Annotated in this window: 14 protein-coding genes; 6 read left to right on the forward strand and 8 right to left on the reverse strand. The window is 49.0% G+C overall.

Annotated features, from left to right (window positions below; all coding sequences use genetic code 11):
• The coding region (locus PKI34_10840) for a hypothetical protein (protein HNS18306.1) at window positions 1-297 on the reverse strand (297 nt) is incomplete at its 3' end.
• Window positions 298-383: 86 nt separating this feature from the next.
• Window positions 384-3,341, reverse strand: coding sequence for a PEP/pyruvate-binding domain-containing protein (locus PKI34_10845; protein HNS18307.1), 2,958 nt, complete (start codon window positions 3,339-3,341; stop codon window positions 384-386).
• 192 nt (window positions 3,342-3,533) lie between these two features.
• On the opposite strand from PKI34_10845, the gene PKI34_10850 reads away from it, so the two are divergent.
• Window positions 3,534-4,097 (forward strand): DUF4136 domain-containing protein, encoded by a 564-nt coding sequence (locus tag PKI34_10850; GenBank protein ID HNS18308.1) that lies wholly within the window; start codon window positions 3,534-3,536, stop codon window positions 4,095-4,097.
• Here PKI34_10850 and PKI34_10855 read toward each other — a convergent pair.
• The 3 genes from PKI34_10855 to nuoE are packed head-to-tail and all read right to left on the reverse strand — an operon-like array spanning window position 4,072 to window position 10,153.
• The gene (locus tag PKI34_10855) at window positions 4,072-7,803 is read right to left on the reverse strand and encodes an FAD-dependent oxidoreductase (protein HNS18309.1); all 3,732 of its coding nucleotides are present in this window, start codon (window positions 7,801-7,803) and stop codon (window positions 4,072-4,074) included. The genes PKI34_10850 and PKI34_10855 overlap by 26 nt on opposite strands.
• A 27-nt stretch (window positions 7,804-7,830) precedes the next feature.
• Window positions 7,831-9,609, reverse strand: coding sequence for an NADH-quinone oxidoreductase subunit NuoF (locus PKI34_10860; protein HNS18310.1), 1,779 nt, complete (start codon window positions 9,607-9,609; stop codon window positions 7,831-7,833).
• A 25-nt stretch (window positions 9,610-9,634) separates the two neighbouring features.
• Window positions 9,635-10,153 (reverse strand): NADH-quinone oxidoreductase subunit NuoE, encoded by a 519-nt coding sequence (gene nuoE, locus PKI34_10865; protein HNS18311.1) that lies wholly within the window; start codon window positions 10,151-10,153, stop codon window positions 9,635-9,637.
• Between the two features lie 108 nt (window positions 10,154-10,261).
• Here nuoE and PKI34_10870 point away from each other — a divergent pair, with 108 nt between their 5' ends.
• The 5 genes from PKI34_10870 to PKI34_10890 all read left to right on the forward strand — a co-directional run bounded on the left by PKI34_10870 (window position 10,262) and on the right by PKI34_10890 (window position 15,871).
• Window positions 10,262-10,765: a DoxX family protein gene (locus tag PKI34_10870; GenBank protein ID HNS18312.1), complete on the forward strand. Its 504-nt coding sequence runs from the start codon at window positions 10,262-10,264 to the stop codon at window positions 10,763-10,765.
• Between the two features lie 139 nt (window positions 10,766-10,904).
• Entirely contained in the window at window positions 10,905-12,443 is a 1,539-nt protein-coding gene (locus PKI34_10875) for a Gfo/Idh/MocA family oxidoreductase (GenBank protein HNS18313.1), read from the forward strand.
• A 216-nt stretch (window positions 12,444-12,659) separates the two neighbouring features.
• Window positions 12,660-13,496 carry a sugar phosphate isomerase/epimerase gene (locus PKI34_10880; protein HNS18314.1) on the forward strand — a complete coding sequence of 279 codons (837 nt, stop codon included), beginning with the start codon at window positions 12,660-12,662 and terminating at the stop codon, window positions 13,494-13,496.
• A gap of 79 nt (window positions 13,497-13,575) precedes the next feature.
• Window positions 13,576-15,030, forward strand: coding sequence for a Gfo/Idh/MocA family oxidoreductase (locus PKI34_10885; protein ID HNS18315.1), 1,455 nt, complete (start codon window positions 13,576-13,578; stop codon window positions 15,028-15,030).
• Window positions 15,031-15,112: 82 nt separating this feature from the next.
• Window positions 15,113-15,871, forward strand: a complete 759-nt coding sequence (locus PKI34_10890; protein HNS18316.1) for a DUF1080 domain-containing protein — start codon at window positions 15,113-15,115, stop codon at window positions 15,869-15,871.
• 42 nt (window positions 15,872-15,913) lie between these two features.
• Here PKI34_10890 and gltA read toward each other — a convergent pair whose 3' ends face one another.
• From gltA to PKI34_10905, 3 genes are all read right to left on the reverse strand, one after another.
• Window positions 15,914-17,326, reverse strand: coding sequence for an NADPH-dependent glutamate synthase (gltA, locus tag PKI34_10895; protein ID HNS18317.1), 1,413 nt, complete (start codon window positions 17,324-17,326; stop codon window positions 15,914-15,916).
• A 408-nt stretch (window positions 17,327-17,734) separates the two neighbouring features.
• Window positions 17,735-18,559, reverse strand: coding sequence for a sulfide/dihydroorotate dehydrogenase-like FAD/NAD-binding protein (locus PKI34_10900; protein HNS18318.1), 825 nt, complete (start codon window positions 18,557-18,559; stop codon window positions 17,735-17,737).
• Between the two features lie 36 nt (window positions 18,560-18,595).
• On the reverse strand, window positions 18,596-19,465 hold the full coding sequence (locus PKI34_10905; protein ID HNS18319.1) for a hypothetical protein: 870 nt from the start codon (window positions 19,463-19,465) through the stop codon (window positions 18,596-18,598).
• Window positions 19,466-19,479 lie beyond the last annotated feature (14 nt).

A 19,479-nucleotide genomic window follows, 5' to 3' on the forward strand; every position in this document is an offset into this window, starting at 1 on the left:
CATGTCCTGCGGCGGCGGGGTGAATATTTCCATCCGTCGGGGTGCCCAGGGGACCATGGCATTGCTGGTGACGGATTGTGCGTGAAAAATGACCGGTAGCCTTCTGGGTTTGGAGGAGAGGGTCTTGGTTCCGCTGGCAGCCACCTGCTCAAGTCCCGCTGCAAACCGGCGGGCCTTCGCCTCGTAATAGTCCGGGAAAATGACCTGGAAATTTTGTGTCCGGATCTGTCTCCACCGGATCGATGCAGGATCCTGCCCCAGGTCAAAATACTGCGTAAAACCCTTAATGGATGGCAATACAAGCAAGATAAAACATACCCATATTCTACCCATACCTAAATTTCTCATATCTCCTCTCTCCTTTCTCCTCTCTCCTCTCATCTTCACTCCGGCTTCATCACCACCCCCAGTTTGTTTCTTCCATCAATGAAGATCTCAAGAGGATGTCCGAAGCAGACGTGGCGCAGGTATTCATCTTCATGAACCGCAGGCAGGGTGGAAAGGTAATCAACATCATAATGTCCTTCCCGGATATAGGAATTGATTGTGAAGTATCCCACCCGGAACGAAGTCAGGTTCTGGAAAAAATGCGTCCCCTGGCTGGGATCAACGCGGTAATGTGAAAGTCCTGATTCGACTATCAGCCTGGCAGATGAGATCTGGGGCCATTTGACGGGGATTCCCAGCCAGGGATCTGCCGAGCCCCACCGTCCCGGTCCTATCAGGATGTAATTTTTTTTCTCACCGGTGAACCATTCATTCAACCGGCTGACTTTCATTGCGATATCCTGTGTTTTGCTGGCAATGAAGGTCTGGGGCTTTACATAGACAATATCCCGGATATTCTTTATGGTTCCGTTCCCCAGGGCGGACCGTGAGTATAAAATGGTTTTTTCAAAGGGGATGGTGTCCAGCTTTTCTTCGATCATTTCCGTATTGTCAACGATCGGCCGGATCTGCAGCAGGTTAAAGACCATGGGTTCTCCTTTTACCGGGTTCAGGTCGACGGCAAACTCGATCTCAACCGGGCGGCTCATCTCCTGTGATCCCATTTCAAGGGCCATGTGGATGATCTCTGCAAGTGGAAAGACGTTATGGTTCAAGAGCTGTGAAAACGTGATCACACGCTGTCCCGGAAACTGAATGCCATCCCGCAGGATATTGTTCTCGAAATCCCACGTGGAGGCGATATTTTTCAGTGAATTATCCTTATTGGCTTCATTTACGGGAATTTTAAGCAAATTGATCGCGTCATCAACATCCGGTTTAAAACTGGAGGGATCCAGATTCAGTGCATAGAATATTTTCTGGGTCTCCTTCAAAGCCATCTCGGGGTTGGAAAGCTGCAGGATCTTTCTGGGATGTTTGGGCGAAAACCTCAGGGTAACACCTCCCTCTACGACATATTTCCCCAGTCCGAATGCGATATTGGCAATCCCGTCTTCAGGTTTCTCGGGTTCGATCGGGTAAAAGTTGATGGAGCGGGCCACTCCCGAGATGGAAGGATAAAAGCGGTTGTTGTATTTCTCTCCGCATATCATCTGAATCACGATAGCCATTTTTTCCTCATCGATCACGTTGGAGGTCGCCGTCATATACGACTTGCTGTCGGTGAAGAAGGCAGAAGCGTAGACACATTTGATCGCTTCGCTCAGGATCCGGATCATCAGCCGCTCGTCATTCTCCACATAAGGGATCATGTAGGTGTTGTAAATACCTGCAAATGGCTGATAATGACTGTCCTCCAGAAGACTGGACGATCGGATGGCCAGGGGTTTCCTGATATAGCTGATCAGTGTGTAAAGATCTTCGTGGATGCGGAACGGTAACCTGGCTTTGGCAAACTGTTCCAGGATCTGTTCATTGGAAGCGTCTGACAGGGCTATTTTATGAAGATCGTTCTGTTCGATGAACTCGTCGAAGACATCGGTGCAGAGGACTACCGTTTTAGGGATGGAAACAATGATGTCGTCGTATTTATCGAGGAATCTGTACTTTTTGATGAGTGTGTCCAGAAAGGCCAGTCCCCTGGCTTTTCCTCCGATAGAGCCGCTTCCGATCCGTGTGAAGCTGAGGTATTCATCGAAACTTTCCTTGTTGAATTCGGCGATGACCCCTCGCGACTTATACATACGGTAGCTCCCGATGGCATCGAAGATGAACCGGCGTATGGCATCAAGATCATTGTCAAAATCGGACATACGCAAATCACGCAGCAGATCGGCCAGGGGGAACAGTGCCCTGGCCCGGAGCCATTTGGAGATGTGGTTATGGGTTATGTGGTAAAGCAATGAATCATCCGGAACCTCAAACATCTTCAGCTGGAGGGTTTTCAGGTCAGGAGCCCGGTTGATCTCTTCCATGGTTTCAGGATCCTGAAAGACGAAATCGCCAAAGGCAAAAAATTCGATGATGAAATTCCGCAGCTCGATCGAAAGGGTCTTGGAGGTCTTGTTCAGAAAACCCACATTCAGCTCTTTGGCCAGCTTTTCATTTTCGGCATCGGAGCTTTGCAGCAACAGCGGCATGAAAACATCATCCTTTTTGACCCTTCTGCACAGTTTGATTCCTGCTTCCTTGTCCATTTCCCCGTTTCGCTCATAACTCACATCGGTGATGATCCCCAGCAGGTTATTCTTGAATTTTTCATAGATGGTTGTGGCTTCATTATAATTGGTAGCCAGCAGGATCTTGGGTCTGCCGCGCATCCGCAGCATCTGCTGGTGTTCATTGAGCCCTTCGAGCTGGAATGCCTTGGATTGCTTGAAAATGATCTTGTAGATGTTCGGCAGGTAACTGGAATAAAAACGGATCGAATCTTCCACAAGTAGGATCGCCTGCACTCCAACCTCATTCACATCGTGCTCCACATTCATTTTGTCTTCGATCAGCTTGATGATCGCCAGTAAAATATCCGGATTTCCCAGCCAGCTGAAAAAATAATCGATGTAGCTGTAATCTTCCTGGTTCAGCTTCAGGCTGACTTCCCTGGAAAAGGGAGTGAGAACAATGATGGGTTTTCTGGGGTATGCATTCTTGATCCTTTTTGCCAGATCGAAGGTCCCTGTATTGTCGGCACTCAGCATGATGATAATCAGATCGATGCTTTCATTTTCAAGGATGTCCCATGCCTCGTCGTTGGAGTGGGTGAGCATGAACTGCGGGGGGTACCGGAGGTTGAGCGCCACATATTCGTTAAAGATCTGTTCGTCGATCCGCCCGTCACCTTCCAGGATGAATGCATCATATGAACTTGACACCAGTAGCACATGGTAGATGCGTTTCTTCATCAGGTTGATGAAGGGCGTATCGGAGAAATAATACCGCTTTAAATTCAGAATCTTGGGATTCACAGTCATGTTGAGGCTTGTTGATGTAGCAATACAAATATACGATTCTTTTGATCAAAGGCTTTTTGATGATATTGCAACGGAGTTAAATTATAGCTATTTTTGAGCGGCACAAGTTTGCCTGTAACCAGATCCATCTGGTCAGTTCATTGATCGCTGTTTAACCAATTTAAAAACGAAACCATGAAAAAAATGATCCAATTTGCCTTTTGCTGCCTGGTGCTTTTATTTTTCTCAGCCTGCAGCTCACTGAAGATCACTACCGATTATGACCGGTCAGTCGACTTCACAAAATACCAGACTTTTGATTTCATTGAGCTGGATGTACAGGGTGCTATAAGTGAGTTGAACCAGAATCGCTTCATCGCTGCCATCAAGGCTGAGATGGAGAAGAAGGGATTTAAGCTGGATGAAAGTGACCCGGATATGCTGGTCAATGCTACAGCCATCATTGAGGATAAACAATCCGTAACAGCTGATACCTATGGTTATGGTGGATATTACCGTCCGTACAGGTGGGGCGGGGGTGTGACGACGACCAACTTCGATGTGTATGAGTATAAAACCGGTTCGCTGATCATTGACGTGATCGATGCCTCCACCCGGCAGCTGATCTGGGAGGGAACGGGTAACAAGGAAATTGACACCCAGGTGAAAGATCCGGACGCTGCTGCTGCAAACGTTGTGGCCCGGATCATGGCGGGATTCCCGCCTGTCAGCTCTACGCAGGGGAAGATTCGCCTATAAGGAGCCGGCCGGATGAAAGGGCGTGAGTGAACTCTTCGTCGAACCGTTTGTTCACAATATCGCAGCCATGGTGGAACATTCGGGAACCGAGTGCCCCATCGGGCGTATGGAAAGTATATCTTTCCATATCCGCCGGGATCTTCAGCAAGGTCAGCGCTTCCAGGCGTATATCTTCGAGGCTGGAAGTCCCGTTAAATCCAAATTTTTCCAGCAATGCATTCAATTGCTGATAACCGGTATGCTCAACGGGGCATTCAAGGACTCTCTCAAACGTCTGGATCATTCGTTGTGTGTTTGTGAAGCTGCCACCGGACTCAAAGGGCAAGGATGCTGGCAGGATCAGGTGAGCGTGTCTGGCTGTTTCAGTCAGGAAATAATCCTGAACCATTACAAAGTCCGCTATGGATAGCCAGCCAGCTACCTTTGCTTTATTATAAGCGCATCCCAGTGGATCTTCTCCAAAGATAAACAGGTTCCGCAACTGTGCATTTTCCAGCAATGCGTACAGGTCCAATACCCTTCCCGGGATGGAGTGAACCTGCCACTTTTCCTTCAGACGGCGATGCAAATCCCTGTCACAGATTGGGATTCCGCCTATTCCCAGTTCAGGGGTAATGCCCATGTCGATCAGTCCCTGAGCATTGTTCTTCTCCCTGAGTGCGATGATGCCATTGGATGTCTTGCCCAGCTTGCCGGTCAGCAAGGCCAGGTTGTAAATTTCAGTAGCAGTTCGGGCACAGCATTCTTTTTCGGAAAAGACGATAATGGCGTTGATCTCCCGGTTGATCTCCTTGGCAAATTCGATGACCCTATCCATGATCGGAGCACCGGAAGCATTCAGAAGGTGTACGAAATTTTCTTTAAGCAGATCTTGTTTGTATTGCTCAAAACCGTCACAGTTATCTTCAATAAAAAGACGGTTTTCAAAACTATTGGTGACCAGGTAGTAATTTACAGCCCTGATAAAATGGTAATACGATTGAATGATCACACTGGATTCCACTTTGGGTATCATCGTGCTTTTCGGATGCACCGTGATCAGTTCGACAGGGATGTTGTACTTATGATGTGCCTGGTTGATCATGAAGCCAACGACAGCATTGTCGATGTTCACCTCTGCTCCGATCAGATAAATTTTGCTGGCTCCGCTGATCTGTTCAAAAGGAACATTGTTGGAGGAATCGAATGCATACCCAGTTCCACGGTTCAGGTAATGGAAGCTGCTGATATTATTGGTATTGACAGCAGCCCTGGCCAGTTTCTGGGTCAGGTAGAGCTCTTCATTGGACAGTCTGGCTCCTGCGAAAAATGCATTTTCATTCGGTTTCACTTTACGAATGCGTTCCCGGATGATTTGAAAAGCTCTTTCAAATTCGATTTGTTGAAAATGACCGTTTTCCCTGTAGAGGGGTTTGGTGATCCGGGATCCATCATTGATATAGTGATACCCGAATTTAGCATACCTGCAGAGGTTGCTGTCCTTATTGATCATTCCTTCTGCTCCTGTCACTTTCATGACAAAACCATTTTTATGGTTAAGAGTGATCGTACAACCCACGGAGCAATAGTTACAGATGGTTTCAGCCAGTTGAAGCCTGACCGGTCCGGGTTTGAATGGAACATTTTCCGTGATGGCACCAGTCGGACAGGTGGAGATGCATAATCCGCAGGATTCGCAGGAGGTATTCTGCAAAGGTTTGCCCATTGCGGGTGCCACATAGGTTTCAAAACCCCGGTTAACCAGTCCCAGTGCATTGGCTCCTGCCACTTCACGGCAGATACGTATGCAGCGTGAACAGAGAATGCATTTGTTGTTGTCGATCTCGATGTAAGGATGCCGGAAATCGATCTCCCGTTCGGTGAAATCACCTTTATAGGTGTTCTGTTCAGCTTCGTATTCGGTACAATATCGCTTCAGGTCGCAGGTAAAATATTCCACACAGCCACATTCCAGGCAACGCTGCGTTTCATGAAGGGCCACTTGCAGGTTGGCATAGCCAAGCTCAACTTCATTGAAATTGAGGCGATGGCCGGGATCCAGCGTGGGCATTTCTTCCCGTTTCTGGTGTTGGAAATGAGCTTTATAATCCGCAGGGACCTGTTGTCTGAAATTTTCTTTTTTGCTCAGGAATTCCGATTTGAGCGGAGTTACGGGCTTTTCCATCAGAAAAAGATGGCAACTGTGCGCAGCAATCCGGGCCTGTGCGATGGCCTGGATGAGTGTGGCAGGTCCGCTCACGCCATCTCCTGCAGCAAAAATGGAGGGAATGCCTGTCTGGAGGGTCATCGGATCTGCATCAATATCTCCCCACCGGTTAAGTTTCAGTTCACGCTCATCATAATATTTGTTAATGCAATCCAGGAAGTTTACGTCTGTTTTTTGGCCAATAGCAGCAAGGATATAATCCACTTGTACATCGAACTCCGATCCCTCAAGGGGTATGGGACGACGGCGTCCCGACCGGTCCGGTTCGCCAAGCTGCATCTTCTGACAGGTGATGGATGTGACCTTTCCTTCGGTGTTCTTGTTTATTCTGGCTGGATTCGTTAGAAGCATGTACCGGACTCCTTCGAGTTTGGATTCGTGGATCTCAATCGGATTGGCGGGCATCTCTTTTTCCGTGCGGCGGTAGATGACGATCACCTCCTTGGCCCCGCATCTTCTGGCGGTGCGGCAACAATCCATAGCTGTATTACCTCCTCCGATCACAGCAACGCGTTTACCTTGAAAGTCGAATCGCTCACCGGTAAGTTCCATCTTTTTCAGAAAATCAATACCGGAAAACACATGGATAGCATCATCGCCTTCACAGCCGATGTTCGTACCTTTTTGTGAACCGATGGCGATGATCACAGCATGGTACTTAGTTTTGAGCTCTTCATAATTTTGATTTTCACCCAATTTTCTGTTAAAAAATATGCGGACTCCCATTTCTGTGATGTTGTCCACTTCTTTTTGAAGCACATCGTTCGGAAGACGGTATTCGGGTATGCCATAGCGCAGCCATCCCCCTGCCCTGGGAGCTGCTTCGAAGATATCCACCTGGTGTCCTTCTTTCTGAAGAAAAAATCCGCAGGACAGTCCCGCAGGGCCGGCACCGATCACGGCCACTTTTTTACCGGTGGAGGGCTTCATCAAAGGTTTCCACTTCTCCGGGGAATTCAGGTCTCTATCGGCAGCGAATCGTTTCAGGTAGTCAATGCCGACTGCATGGCCCTCGTCAAGCAGGTTGCGTCGGCAGGCCACTTCACAGGGCCTGACACACACCCTGCCGCAGATGGCGGGCAGCGGATTGGTTTCCTTGATCAATGCAACGGCTTCGTGGACCATTCCTTTCTCGATCAGGGATATATATCCCTGTACATCCACACCAGCCGGGCAGGTATCTTTGCAGGGGCCGATACAATCTGCGTAATGGTTGCTTACTAAAAGGCTGAGGGCTGTTTTCCTGGCACTGCGAATCCTTTCATTATCGGTGGTGATCTTCATCCCCTCACTGATCCTTGTGGAGCAGGAAGGTTGCAGACCGCGGAATCCTTCGATTTCCACCATGCACAAAAAGCATGATGTAAAGGGTTCCATCCTTGGATCGTAGCATAAAGTAGGTATCTGTATGCCGTGCCGGTTGGCCAGCTCAAGGATCGTTTCCCCGTACTTGCCTTTTAGTATCTTCCCGTTAAGTAGTATGTTCAGATCGTCGCTCATGGCAGATTTTCTTAAAACCTCCAGTCCTTATGATAACTTGATCGCTTCAAACTTGCATTTGGAAAAACAGACTCCGCATTTGATGCACTTTTCCTGGTGAATGAAATGAATTTGTTTGCGTTCACCCGTAATGGCTTCCACCGGACAATTTTTCGCGCAGACCATGCATCCGGTGCATTTCTCCGGAATGACCTCATAGGTCAGCAACTTCTTGCAGGCTTTTGCTGGGCATTTTTTATCGCGGATATGTGCCTCATATTCATCCCGGAAATATTTTATTGTCGTCAGAACCGGATTCGGGGCCGACTGGCCCAGAGCGCACAAAGAACCATCTTTGATGTGGTAGGCCAGGTCTTCCAGGCGTTCGATGTCTCCCTGTTCCCCTTTGCCTTCGGTAATGCGGATCAGAATTTCCAGCATCCGTTTGGTACCGATCCGGCAGAAAGTGCATTTTCCGCAGGATTCCTTCTGGGTGAAATCGAGGAAGAATTTTGCCACATCAACCATACAGGTCGTTTCATCCATTACGACCATCCCTCCAGAGCCCATGATGGCACCTGTGGCGGTGACTGAATCATAATCGATGGGCGTGTCGGCCAGGTATTCCGGGATACAGCCGCCCGAAGGGCCTCCCAGCTGTACGGCCTTGAATTTCTTATCGCCACGGATTCCGCCACCCAGCTTGAAAATGATATCACGGATGGTAATACCCATGGGTACTTCCACCAGTCCCGAACGTTTTATTTTTCCTGCAAGAGCAAACACCTTGGTACCTTTGCTTTTTGCAGTGCCATACTTTGCATAGGCCTCACCCCCATTGAGGATGATCCACGGAATATTAGCGTAAGTTTCTACATTGTTGATATTCGTGGGCTTTTTCCACAGACCTGAAGCGGCAGGGAAAGGAGGTCTCTTGCGCGGCATGCCTCTTTCTCCTTCCACAGAGGCGATCAGTGCCGTTTCCTCCCCGCAGACAAAGGCACCGGCGCCTTCTTTGATGTGAATGTCAAAATCAAAACCCGCGATACCCAGGATGTTTTTCCCGAGGTATCCTTTCCGGCGTGCCTGCTCGATGGCAATCGTAAGGCGTTTGATGGCCAGGGGATACTCAGCCCGGCAGTAGATCACCCCCCCGGTGGCTTCAATGGCATACGCTCCGATGATCATACCTTCCAGCACCGAATGCGGATCCCCTTCCAGCACCGACCGGTCCATGAAGGCACCCGGATCTCCTTCATCAGCGTTACATATGATGTATTTCTCGCTGGCTTTGTTGTCGTTTGCGAATTTCCATTTCAATCCTGTTGGAAAGCCGGCTCCCCCGCGACCCCGTAAACCGGATGATGTCACGGTTTGGATGACGTCGATACGGGAAATACGCTGACCCGCGATTTTTTTGATCGCACGGTATCCCTGCCTCCCTTCGTACTCTTCGATGTTTTCCGGGTCAATGTACCCGCAATTCCGGAGGGTGATCTTGATCTGGTTATCCATGAAATCATTGTCTGCGGTAGCAAACAGGTCGGTACGGACCACATATTCCTTCACGGGAACATGCTGCATGATGTGCTTATCAATGATCTCAACGGCTTTTAACTCATCTACCTCACCATACAGGTAGGAGCCTGTGTCATCGATCACTTCAACCAGAGGCTCACGGTAGCACATCCCGATACAGCTTGTTTTCTTCAGCTCAAAGCCAAGATCCTCGGATTGACGGAGGGCGTTGATTTTTTCGTAGGTTTTCCCTGCTCCGGCTGCAATCCCGCAACTGCCCAGTCCAACGATTACTTTAATATTTTCCATATCAGGATGGATAAAGAGTGGTCATTCAATTGTTTTCTTTGATCCGAATTTCCCGGATGATCCTTACGGCGTCCTTTCCTGTCAGCTTCCCATATACCTCCCCGGCTACCATCATCACCGGCGCCAGCGAGCAACACCCCAGGCAGGCAACCGATTCAAGGGTAAAAAGCCCGTCTTCCGTGGTCTCCCCGTCCTTAACCCCAAGGGATTCCTTAATCGAATCTGTGATGGTACTGGCATTCTGGACGTGACAGGCAGTGCCATGGCAAACCTTGATGATTTTTTTCCCTACCGGATGCAGGCGGAACTGAGCGTAAAACGTTGCCACCCCGTACAGATCGCTCAGCTTTAATCCGCTAACCCGGGATATTTTTTCAAACACCTCCCTGGGGATATAACCGTACAAATCCTGGGCACCCTGAAGCAGAGGGATAAGATTGCCTTTTTTATCTTTATATTTCAATAAAAGGGTGTCCAGCAGGGACAGATCAACAGGACTCTGGTCCTCTTTTGCCGGTTGGGTATGGATCCTCGAAATGCGCATAGTCTTCCATCAATATATGACCTGTAAAAGTAAAAAAATTGTTGTGAAAATACTTTAACACCTCAGAATTATTACCATCAGTCAGGTTTTTATACATTTGCCATCAAGATGATGACCATGACTTACTCCAAAGGGCAGGTTATTGCGCTTGTCTCCCTCCGCATCGTGACCGGCTGGCACTTTCTTTATGAGGGACTTGCCAAAATCGTTCAGGAAGACTGGACGGCCCGGGCTTACCTGATGGATTCCAAAGGATTTCTTGCCGGATTCTTCAACGGGATTACTGCCAATCCAGCCCTCTTATCTGTTGCAGATTTCCTGAATGAATGGGGACTCACCTTCATCGGCCTGTCGCTGATCCTTGGCCTGTTCACCAGGATCAGTTCATTATCCGGGATTCTTCTGCTGGCCTTTTATTATCTTTCCCACCCCAGCTGGCCGGGCTTTGAATATCTTTTCCCATCAGAAGGTGTTTATTTCATCGTGAATAAGAATATGGTCGAAATTTTCGGTTTGCTGGTGATCTGCTTCTTCCCGACTAGCCATATCATCGGAATCAAACGGTTGATAATGAAGTGGAAAGGGGTAAATGGGGTTAATAGTCATTCATAGTCATTCATGGTCATTCATGGTTATTTATAGTGGCAGGTATAATCCGACTAATTAACAAAAATGACCTTGAATGACGCGAGGCGCTGAAAGCGCCGAGCAAATAACCACGAATAACCACAAATAACAACAAATTCCGCGTATGGCCACTTTTTCCCGCCGCGATATCATCAAAGGCCTTGCGACCCTTCCGGTTGTTGGCGCCGTAGCTTACGGACTGTACCATCGTCAGAAAAGGGACAGGGAAATCAATCGTAACCTGTTGGAAAACATTCAGATACAATTGCCTGCGGAGGCGCCGGCGGTTCAGGGTGACAAAATCCGTATCGGCATCATCGGCACCGGAAGCCGTGGCCGTTATCTGCTGAAGGCCCTCGGGTACGTCCAGCCGGAATCCATTGAGAAGTGGCGTATAAATGCAGGGGAAGATCCTTTTTACAGGGATTATCTTCAGAATTTCCTGGAGCAGGAAGACCTGAATGTTGAGATCACGGCCATCTGTGATGTTTTTGAATCCAATGCACGGAAGGGGATGCTGGCATCTTCGAACTTCAGCAGGGAAGGCGGAGGAGGGAAACCGGGAAAAGAACCTGTGCGCTATAAGACATACCGCGAACTTTGCTCAGCCCCGGATGTGGATGCTGTGATCATCGCCACTCCCGACCACTGGCACGTTCCCATGGCACTGGAAGCTGCCCGGAATGGAAAGCACGTTTACTGCGAGAAACCCCTGTCGTGGACGGTCGGTGAAACCTATGAGATCCGCAGGGTAGTCAAAGAGACGGGGATTGTATTTCAACTGGGGCATCAGGGAAGGCAAACCGACAGCTACCAGGTGGCACGGTCGCTGATCCGCCAGGAAGCACTGGGAAAGGTTTCACTCATTGAGGTTTGTACAAACCGCAATGACCCGAACGGCGCCTGGGTGTATGAGATCCCCCCGGAGGCAGGCCCGGATACGATCGACTGGCAACAGTTCATCGGCCCGGCCCCGTGGCACGAGTTCAGCCTGGAGCGCTTCTTCCGCTGGCGGTGCTGGTGGGACTACAGCACGGGCCTGAGCGGTGACCTGTTCACCCACGAGTACGATGCCATGAACCAGATCCTGGATCTTGGCATTCCCCATTCAGCCGTGGCTTCGGGTGGAATTTACTTCTTCAAGGATGGCCGCACGGTACCCGATGTACTGAATATGTCGTTCGAGTATCCGGAACGTGACCTGACGCTGCTTTACAGTGCAACCCTGGCCAGCGAAAAGAACAGGGGCAAGGTGATCATGGGTCACGATGGCTACATGGAACTCAGCGAAACGCTGGTCATCAACGCTGATCCCCAGTCGACCAGGTATAAAGCCAAGATCGAACAGGGCCTGATCGAGCCACACAAACCCATTTATACATATGTACCAGGCAAAGACGGAGTGGATGCCGTAACCTCTGCGACTGAAAAATATTTTGCCAGCCGGGGATTGCTTTATACCTACCGTGGCGGGAAGGAAGTGGATACGTCGCACCTGCACCTGAAAGAATGGCTCAACTGCATCCGCCTGGGCAACGGCGCCCGTCCAAGCTGCCCCATCGAGGCCGCGTTCGAGGAGGCCATGACTGCCCATATGGGCACAATCGCCTACAAAGAGGGAAGAAGGGTGTACTGGGATAAGCAGCAGGAGGCGATTCTGTAGTTGGTATCTGGAATCGGGAAGGTTATTCCAAAGGAACGCGGATGACGCCGACAATACGGAAGATCGCGGATCATTCTACCGTGATCGCCCGCGGTATCCGTGTCATCCGTGTTCTGTTTTCCAGGAAAAATTCCTGCTAAAATTTCATTTCATCGTCATTAAATTCTCTTCTTTTCATAAATTAGCCCTTTCAATCTGGACAAATTCGATCATTTCATGAAAACACGCCGGGAGTTCCTCAAAACAGTGGGCGTTCTGAGTGCCAGCACCGTGGTATTGCGTGCATTTCCTTCCTGTTCGGTGAAAAAGGATATTGGTTTGCAGCTTTACACCCTGCGTGATACCATTGAAAAGGATACCCTGCCTATGCTTGAACAGGTGAGCAGGATTGGATACAGCCATATTGAGCCTTATGGGTTTGACGGGAATTTCTACGGGATCCCCGCTCACGAATTCAGAAGGATCGTGGAGGATATGGGCATGCGCATCACCTGTACCCATTCGGGTATTTCAAGCCAGAATGCAGATGCTTATCTGGAAGCCGCCGTCAAAGCAGGCCTGGAATATATCGTGTTGCCTTCTCCCGGCGGAAGGAAAGTGGATACAGCCGATGACTACAGGCGGATGGCCGCTGAGATGAACAAGATTGGAGAAAAAGCCCGGCAGGCAGGGATTCGCTTTGGATACCATAACCATTCCGGAGAGTTCAGCTCAGGTGATGAGGGAGTGTTTTATGATATCCTGCTCAGGGACACCGATCCTGAACTGGTGTGTTTCCAGCTGGATATTTTCTGGATCATCAAGGGCGGATATGAGCCGGTGGCTTATTTCCGGAAGTATCCCGGGCGGTTTGCCCTGTGGCACGTCAAGGATATGGACCCCTCGGGTGAAAGCACCGTGATCGGAAAAGGATCCATCGACTACAGGGAGATCTTTACGTTTGCGGAGCAGGCAGGGATGGAATACTTCTACGTGGAACAGGAGAGCTACACAAAAAGTCCAATTGAATCTGTGAAAGATAGTTATAACTATATTCGGAATAATTTAATCTAAACGGAGGTTGCGAACAGGAAATCGTATCACCATAATTAAGTACATCATGAGTGACAATAAAAAACAAAAAGAAGCCGGCATGGACCGCAGGACATTTTTAAAGACAGCTGGCGTGGCTGCTGCCGGATTCACGATCCTGCCAAGCTATGTCGTTTCCGGTTTGGGGCATACAGCTCCAAGCGATAAGCTGAACATCGCCGGTGTCGGCATCGGTGGCCGGGGCGGAGGGGTGATCAAGGCAGTCAGAAGTGAAAACATCGTCGCCCTGTGCGATGTGGACTGGGGATATGCCGGAGAACTCTTCGATGAATTTCCAAAGGCAAAAAAGTTTTATGACTGGCGGGAGATGCTGGATAAGATGGCAAACCAGATCGATGCAGTGGTGGTAGGAACACCCGACCATACCCATGCGATCATTGCCATCAATGCCATGAAGCTCGGCAAACATGTTTACTGTGAGAAACCACTGACCCATTCGGTTTGGGAATCGCGTCAGATGACGGAAATCGCCCAAAAGTACGGGGTGGCCACCCAGATGGGTAACCAAGGTAATTCAGGCGAAGGGATCCGTCAAACCTGCGAATGGATCTGGGACGGAGCCATCGGCGAGATCAGGGAGGTCCACGCCTGGACCAACCGGCCCATCTGGCCGCAGGGACTGGAGCGGCCCTCCGATGTGATGAAGGTCCCCAAAACAATCCGCTGGGATCTTTTCCTGGGCCCGGCACCCGACAGACCGTATCACTCCATTTACCATCCCTGGAACTGGAGGGGATGGTGGGATTTTGGAACGGGCGCCCTCGGCGATATGGCCTGCCATATCATGGATCCCATTTTCAAGGCACTGATGCTGAAATACCCTGTGAAAGTCCAGGGCAGTTCCTCTCAGTTCAACACTGAATCTCCGCCTCTGGCCGAAGTGGTCACCTATACCTTCCCTGCCCGCGATAATCTGCCCCGGCTGGCCATGCCGGAAGTGAAGGTTACCTGGTGGGACGGAGGACTGCTGCCTCCGCGGCCGGAAGAACTCCCGGCAGGTGAAATCATGGGACGCGACTCCAATGGAGGCGTGCTGTTCATCGGTTCCAAAGGGAAACTGATGAGTGGCTGCTACGGAAGAGATCCTTTCCTGCTGCCGCTATCCACAGATGAAACCTATCAGCGTCCCCTGCCCTCACTGCGAAGGATAGAGACCAGCCACGAAATGGACTGGGTGAGGGCATGCAAGGAAAGCCTTGAGAACCGCACCGAGGCCAGTTCTAATTTCGGCTATTCCGGTCCCATGAACGAAATGGTCGTGATGGGCGTGGTTGCCGTCAGACTGCAGGATCTCAAACGCGAATTGATGTGGGACGGACAGAGCATGCGCTTCACCAATATCGGCGATAACGACGAGATCAGGGTGGTGACCAGCGATAAGTTCCAGATCATCGACGGCCATCCGCATTTCGATACAAAGCATGCAACGATCAACGCCAAACAGGCCGCTGAGGAGTACATTAAACATACGTACAAAGAGGGATGGAGTTTGTAGTCAGCTGTCGGCAGTCGGCAGTCATCAGTAAACAACTTAACAACTTAACAATAGAACAATGAAAAAGCTAATGATTACTATAATGGCAATAACAATGATAGCAGCATGCAAGAGTCCATCCAACGTGAGTCAACAGGGAACGACTCCTGGTAAAGTGAAACTTGAAGCACAAATGGCAGCGCCAAACACGCTGACGCAGGCCGAAATCAGTGAAGGATGGCAACTCCTTTTTGACGGTAAAAGCACCGAACACTGGCGTGGATACAACAAACCTGATTTTCCCGCAGGATGGGAGGTAGTGGACGGAACCATTCACGTGATCGGGTCAGGCAGGGGAGAAGCCGGCCAGGGAGGGGATATCATCACCCGTGAGAAGTTCAAAAACTTTGAACTGGCGCTCGAATGGAAGGTGGATACCGGAGGCAACAGCGGGATTTTTTACCTGGCCAGGGAGGTGGAAGGCGAACCGATCTGGAAGAGTTCTCCCGAAATGCAGATCCTGGATAATTTCAACCATCCGGATGCCAAGCTCGGGATCGATGGGAACCGTAAGGCCGGAGCCCTGTATGATCTTATTCCGGCCGTGCCGCAGAACTTCAAGGGACCGATGCAGTGGACCCCGGTCAGGATACTGGTCTATAACGGAACGGTTGCCCATTTCATGAACGGGGAGAAGGTGCTGGAATATCACCTGTGGACGGACGACTGGAAGAAAATGTGTGCCGGCAGTAAATTCAAGGATTACGACCTGTTCGTCAACACGGCGGAAGAAGGGTATATTGGCCTGCAGGACCATGGCGACGATGTCTGGTTCCGGAATATCAAGATCAGGAAACTCTAGGGATATCCGATTAACCGATATCGGATATCGGATATCGGTTAATCAGATATTATTTCGTTTTTTCAGAGGGGCTTTGGATAATTTGGCGTGCATAGCCTTGGCAGCGATGCGCCCGGCTCCCATAGCCAGAATGACGGTCGCAGATCCCGTGACGATATCTCCGCCGGCATAGACAAATTCCTTGGTAGTTTCCATGGTATCGGGAGTGACCTGGATATATCCTCTGGTATCAAGCTTCATATCTGGTGTGGACTGGAATATGATCGGATTTGGACCATTTCCAATGGCAACGATGGCCATGTCACATTCCTGAACGAAATTAGATCCTTCAATGGGTACGGGCCTTCGCCTGCCCGATGCATCAGGCTCACCCAGTTGCATCTTGATGCATTCCATTCCTTTGACCATCTTGTTATCCGTACCCAGAAAGCGGATGGGACTTGTCAGAAGTCTGAATTTGATTCCCTCATCACCCGCATGATGAACTTCTTCTGCGCGGGCCGGTAACTCCTGCCTCGAACGGCGATAGATGATCGTCACCTCGGTTGCTCCTGTACGAATTGCCGTTCGGGCACAATCCATGGCAACATTTCCTCCTCCGATAACCGCTACTTTATTTCCTTTTGGTTTGGGTGTGTCATATTCCGGAAAGCGATAGGCTTTCATCAGGTTCATTCTGGTCAGATATTCATTGGCTGAAAAAACATTGCCCAGGCTTTCGCCTTCCAGACCTAAAAACCAGGGTGCACCTGCTCCGACACCGATAAAAACGGCATCGAAATGCTCCAATAATTCGTCAATGGTCAGGATATTGCCAATGATATGGTTCAACTCAACCCTGACTCCCATTTTCTTGAGTAAATCGATTTCGAATTTGACAACGCTTTTAGGCAGACGGAATTCAGGGATGCCATAGATAAGAACTCCGCCAGGTTCATGAAGGGCTTCATAGATGGTTACTTCATACCCCAGTTGCCTCATATCAGCAGCCACCGTTAGCCCTGCTGGTCCAGAGCCAACGACAGCAATGCGTTTTCCCGCGTTTATTTTGATCTCCGGAATCTTAACCATATCGGTTTTTCGTTCCCAATCGGCCACAAAACGTTCCAACCTACCGATGGCCACGGGTTCGTCTTTTTTGCCCAGGATGCAGTGCGCTTCACACTGCGATTCCTGAGGACACACCCTACCGCAGATAGAGGGGAAAAGATTGGCTTCCTTGATTTTTTTTACCGCAGCGTCGAATTTCTCTTGTGCAACCATTTCGACAAAAGCCGGAATATCTATATTGACTGGGCATCCATCCACACACCCGGGTTTCTTACATTGCAAACACCTTCCGGCTTCCAGCAAAGCCAGCTCACTTGTAAAACCATAGGGCACTTCCTGAAAGTTACTGGTGCGGACCACTCTGTCCTGCTCAGGCATCGCCTGCCGTGGTATCTTTAACTTTATGAACCGTTCGTCTTCTTTCGTGATCCCATGCCAATGACACCCATATTTCAAACAGAAATAAAAAGGAATAAGCTTGGCATAGGCTGAAACGATCGCTTCTCCTACCTTGGATCCGCAATCTGCGCACCTGACCTCAGAATTAACAATGCTTTGTTTACATTGCGGGCAGAGCAAGTCATCCAGGATCTCTCCGTCGTTAAGTTGAACAGAAGCCCTAACATCAAATACATCCAGGTAAGGACTCAGTCTTAGCTCGAATTCATTTTGATTGTACCTGGCTGTGAAGAGAAGGGATCGCTCATCCTTGCGTTCAATATTAAACGTTTTTTTACAATGAGGACAATAAAAACTGAGGAAAGTCTTAAATTTCAGGTATCGTACGTCCTGTTCTAACATAGGTCGCCTGGGTTAACGGATGGAAAATAAGAGGGATGCTTTTTCGTCGGCCAGATACATATTATTTCTTTTATCCAACTCTTCAAAGTCCACTTGGAATCCGTCAAAGTCAGGTCCATCTACACAGCAGAACCGGATTTCGTTGCTCACTCGGACCCGGCATCCGCCACACATTCCCGTACCATCGATCATAATTGGATTTAAACTCACCATGGTTGGCACATTGAATTGTTTTGTAAGCTTCACGATGTTTTTCATCATTGGAATCGGACCTATGGCATAAACCAGTTTAATATCATATCGTTCTTCCAGGTATTTACTTAGCGGACCGGTTACAAATCCACGTTCGCCATAGGTACCATCATCTGTTGTTATGATCAGTTCATCGCACAGGATCGACATTTCATTCTCAAGGATGAGCATGTCTTTGGTTTTCGAACCAATGATGCCAATGACATAATTGCCCGATTCCTTAAAAGCCTTGGTGATATGATGCAGTATGGCTATCCCCGTACCTCCTCCGATCATGACAACTGTTCCTTTTTTCCCGGTATCAGCAGGCTGGCCCAGTGGTCCTGCAACATCTTTAAGAAAGTCCCCTTCATTAAGCGATCGCATCAGTGCCGTTGTCTTGCCAACAACCTGGAAAATGATGGTAATGATCCCGGCAAATTCATCCTTATCGGCCACTGTAAGGGGTATCCGCTCGCCGGTTTCATTCACGCGAATAATAACAAACTGACCTGCCTTGACTTTCCGCGCTATTTTTGGGGCTTCAATGTCAAAACTTATGATCGTCCCTTGGGCCATCTCTGTTTTTCGCTTGATCTGAAACATAAGCTTTGCGGATTAAGTGATCTAAATAGGATAAAATTACCATTCCAGGCTATCATCGATCTTTATCTCATACAGATCATCATCACTGAGACCATGCCAACGGCAACCTTTCTGGGTGCAGATGTAAAATTCAATGAACTTGATCCGTGCGGAAATATTGATCCTGGCGACCGGAGAATTACACCAAGCGCAGAGTTTGTCCCCCAGTTTCAGGCTTTGATGGCAATGCGGACATTTAATATCTTTCAAGGTCTCATGTTCTCTTAGAAAAACAGTTGATTTTGACGTGAATACATTCAGGTAAGGGCTGAGCATGATTATGCCCTCTTCGTTTCTTTCATTGGTGATGTCCAGTTTGATCATGTCATCTTCAATGAGGCTCTTTAAACAGAGTGGGCAATATGTATGAAGAAAAGTTCCTGATGCGATGATCTCTTTGAATTCATCCACTTTTTTCTCCATTTTATAAATAGGCCGGTCCTCCTGTTTTGAAAGTCCCCTCTCCCTGAAACCATATTCCTGGTAAAGGCGTTTCAGTGCGTCCCCCAGATCGATGAATTCCACAGTGTGGTTTTTACAGCCGGCTCGTGAACAAATCGCAACCTTCCCTCCCATATCCAGGTGAAAGGGCACCATCGTTGCACCACAGGTCAGGCATTCCACCTGAGAAGTAATCTGCTGGTTACAATGCGGACAATAAAAACTGGCAACATTTCCAAAGGGTAGTTCGAGGTCACACAGATAATTATAACTGCCATAGATTGAACTGAGATGGATGGTGCCTTTTTGGTCCTGCATCCGGATAGTGAGTTTGATGCTGGCTTCGTTATCCACCGTTTGATCTTCATCCATGAGCATTTCACCGCACATGGGGCATTTGACTCGTAAGGAAAGAAATTCGTACATAATAGTATAATTAA

Source organism: Bacteroidales bacterium (genome assembly GCA_035342335.1).
Lineage (GTDB): Bacteria > Bacteroidota > Bacteroidia > Bacteroidales > JAGONC01 > JAGONC01.

Excerpts from the sequence above, each read along its gene's own strand:
- PKI34_10880 (HNS18314.1), top strand. The coding sequence starts at position 12,660 with ATGAAAACACGCCGGGAGTTCCTCAAAACAGTGGGCGTTCTGAGTGCC.
- PKI34_10885 (HNS18315.1), top strand. The coding sequence starts at position 13,576 with ATGGACCGCAGGACATTTTTAAAGACAGCTGGCGTGGCTGCTGCCGGA.
- PKI34_10870 (HNS18312.1), top strand. The coding sequence starts at position 10,262 with ATGATGACCATGACTTACTCCAAAGGGCAGGTTATTGCGCTTGTCTCC.
- PKI34_10900 (HNS18318.1), bottom strand. The coding sequence starts at position 18,559 with ATGTTTCAGATCAAGCGAAAAACAGAGATGGCCCAAGGGACGATCATA.
- PKI34_10850 (HNS18308.1), top strand. The coding sequence starts at position 3,534 with ATGAAAAAAATGATCCAATTTGCCTTTTGCTGCCTGGTGCTTTTATTT.
- PKI34_10905 (HNS18319.1), bottom strand. The coding sequence starts at position 19,465 with ATGTACGAATTTCTTTCCTTACGAGTCAAATGCCCCATGTGCGGTGAA.
- PKI34_10890 (HNS18316.1), top strand. The coding sequence starts at position 15,113 with ATGGCAATAACAATGATAGCAGCATGCAAGAGTCCATCCAACGTGAGT.
- PKI34_10860 (HNS18310.1), bottom strand. The coding sequence starts at position 9,609 with ATGGAAAATATTAAAGTAATCGTTGGACTGGGCAGTTGCGGGATTGCA.
- PKI34_10875 (HNS18313.1), top strand. The coding sequence starts at position 10,905 with ATGGCCACTTTTTCCCGCCGCGATATCATCAAAGGCCTTGCGACCCTT.
- nuoE (HNS18311.1), bottom strand. The coding sequence starts at position 10,153 with ATGCGCATTTCGAGGATCCATACCCAACCGGCAAAAGAGGACCAGAGT.
- PKI34_10855 (HNS18309.1), bottom strand. The coding sequence starts at position 7,803 with ATGAGCGACGATCTGAACATACTACTTAACGGGAAGATACTAAAAGGC.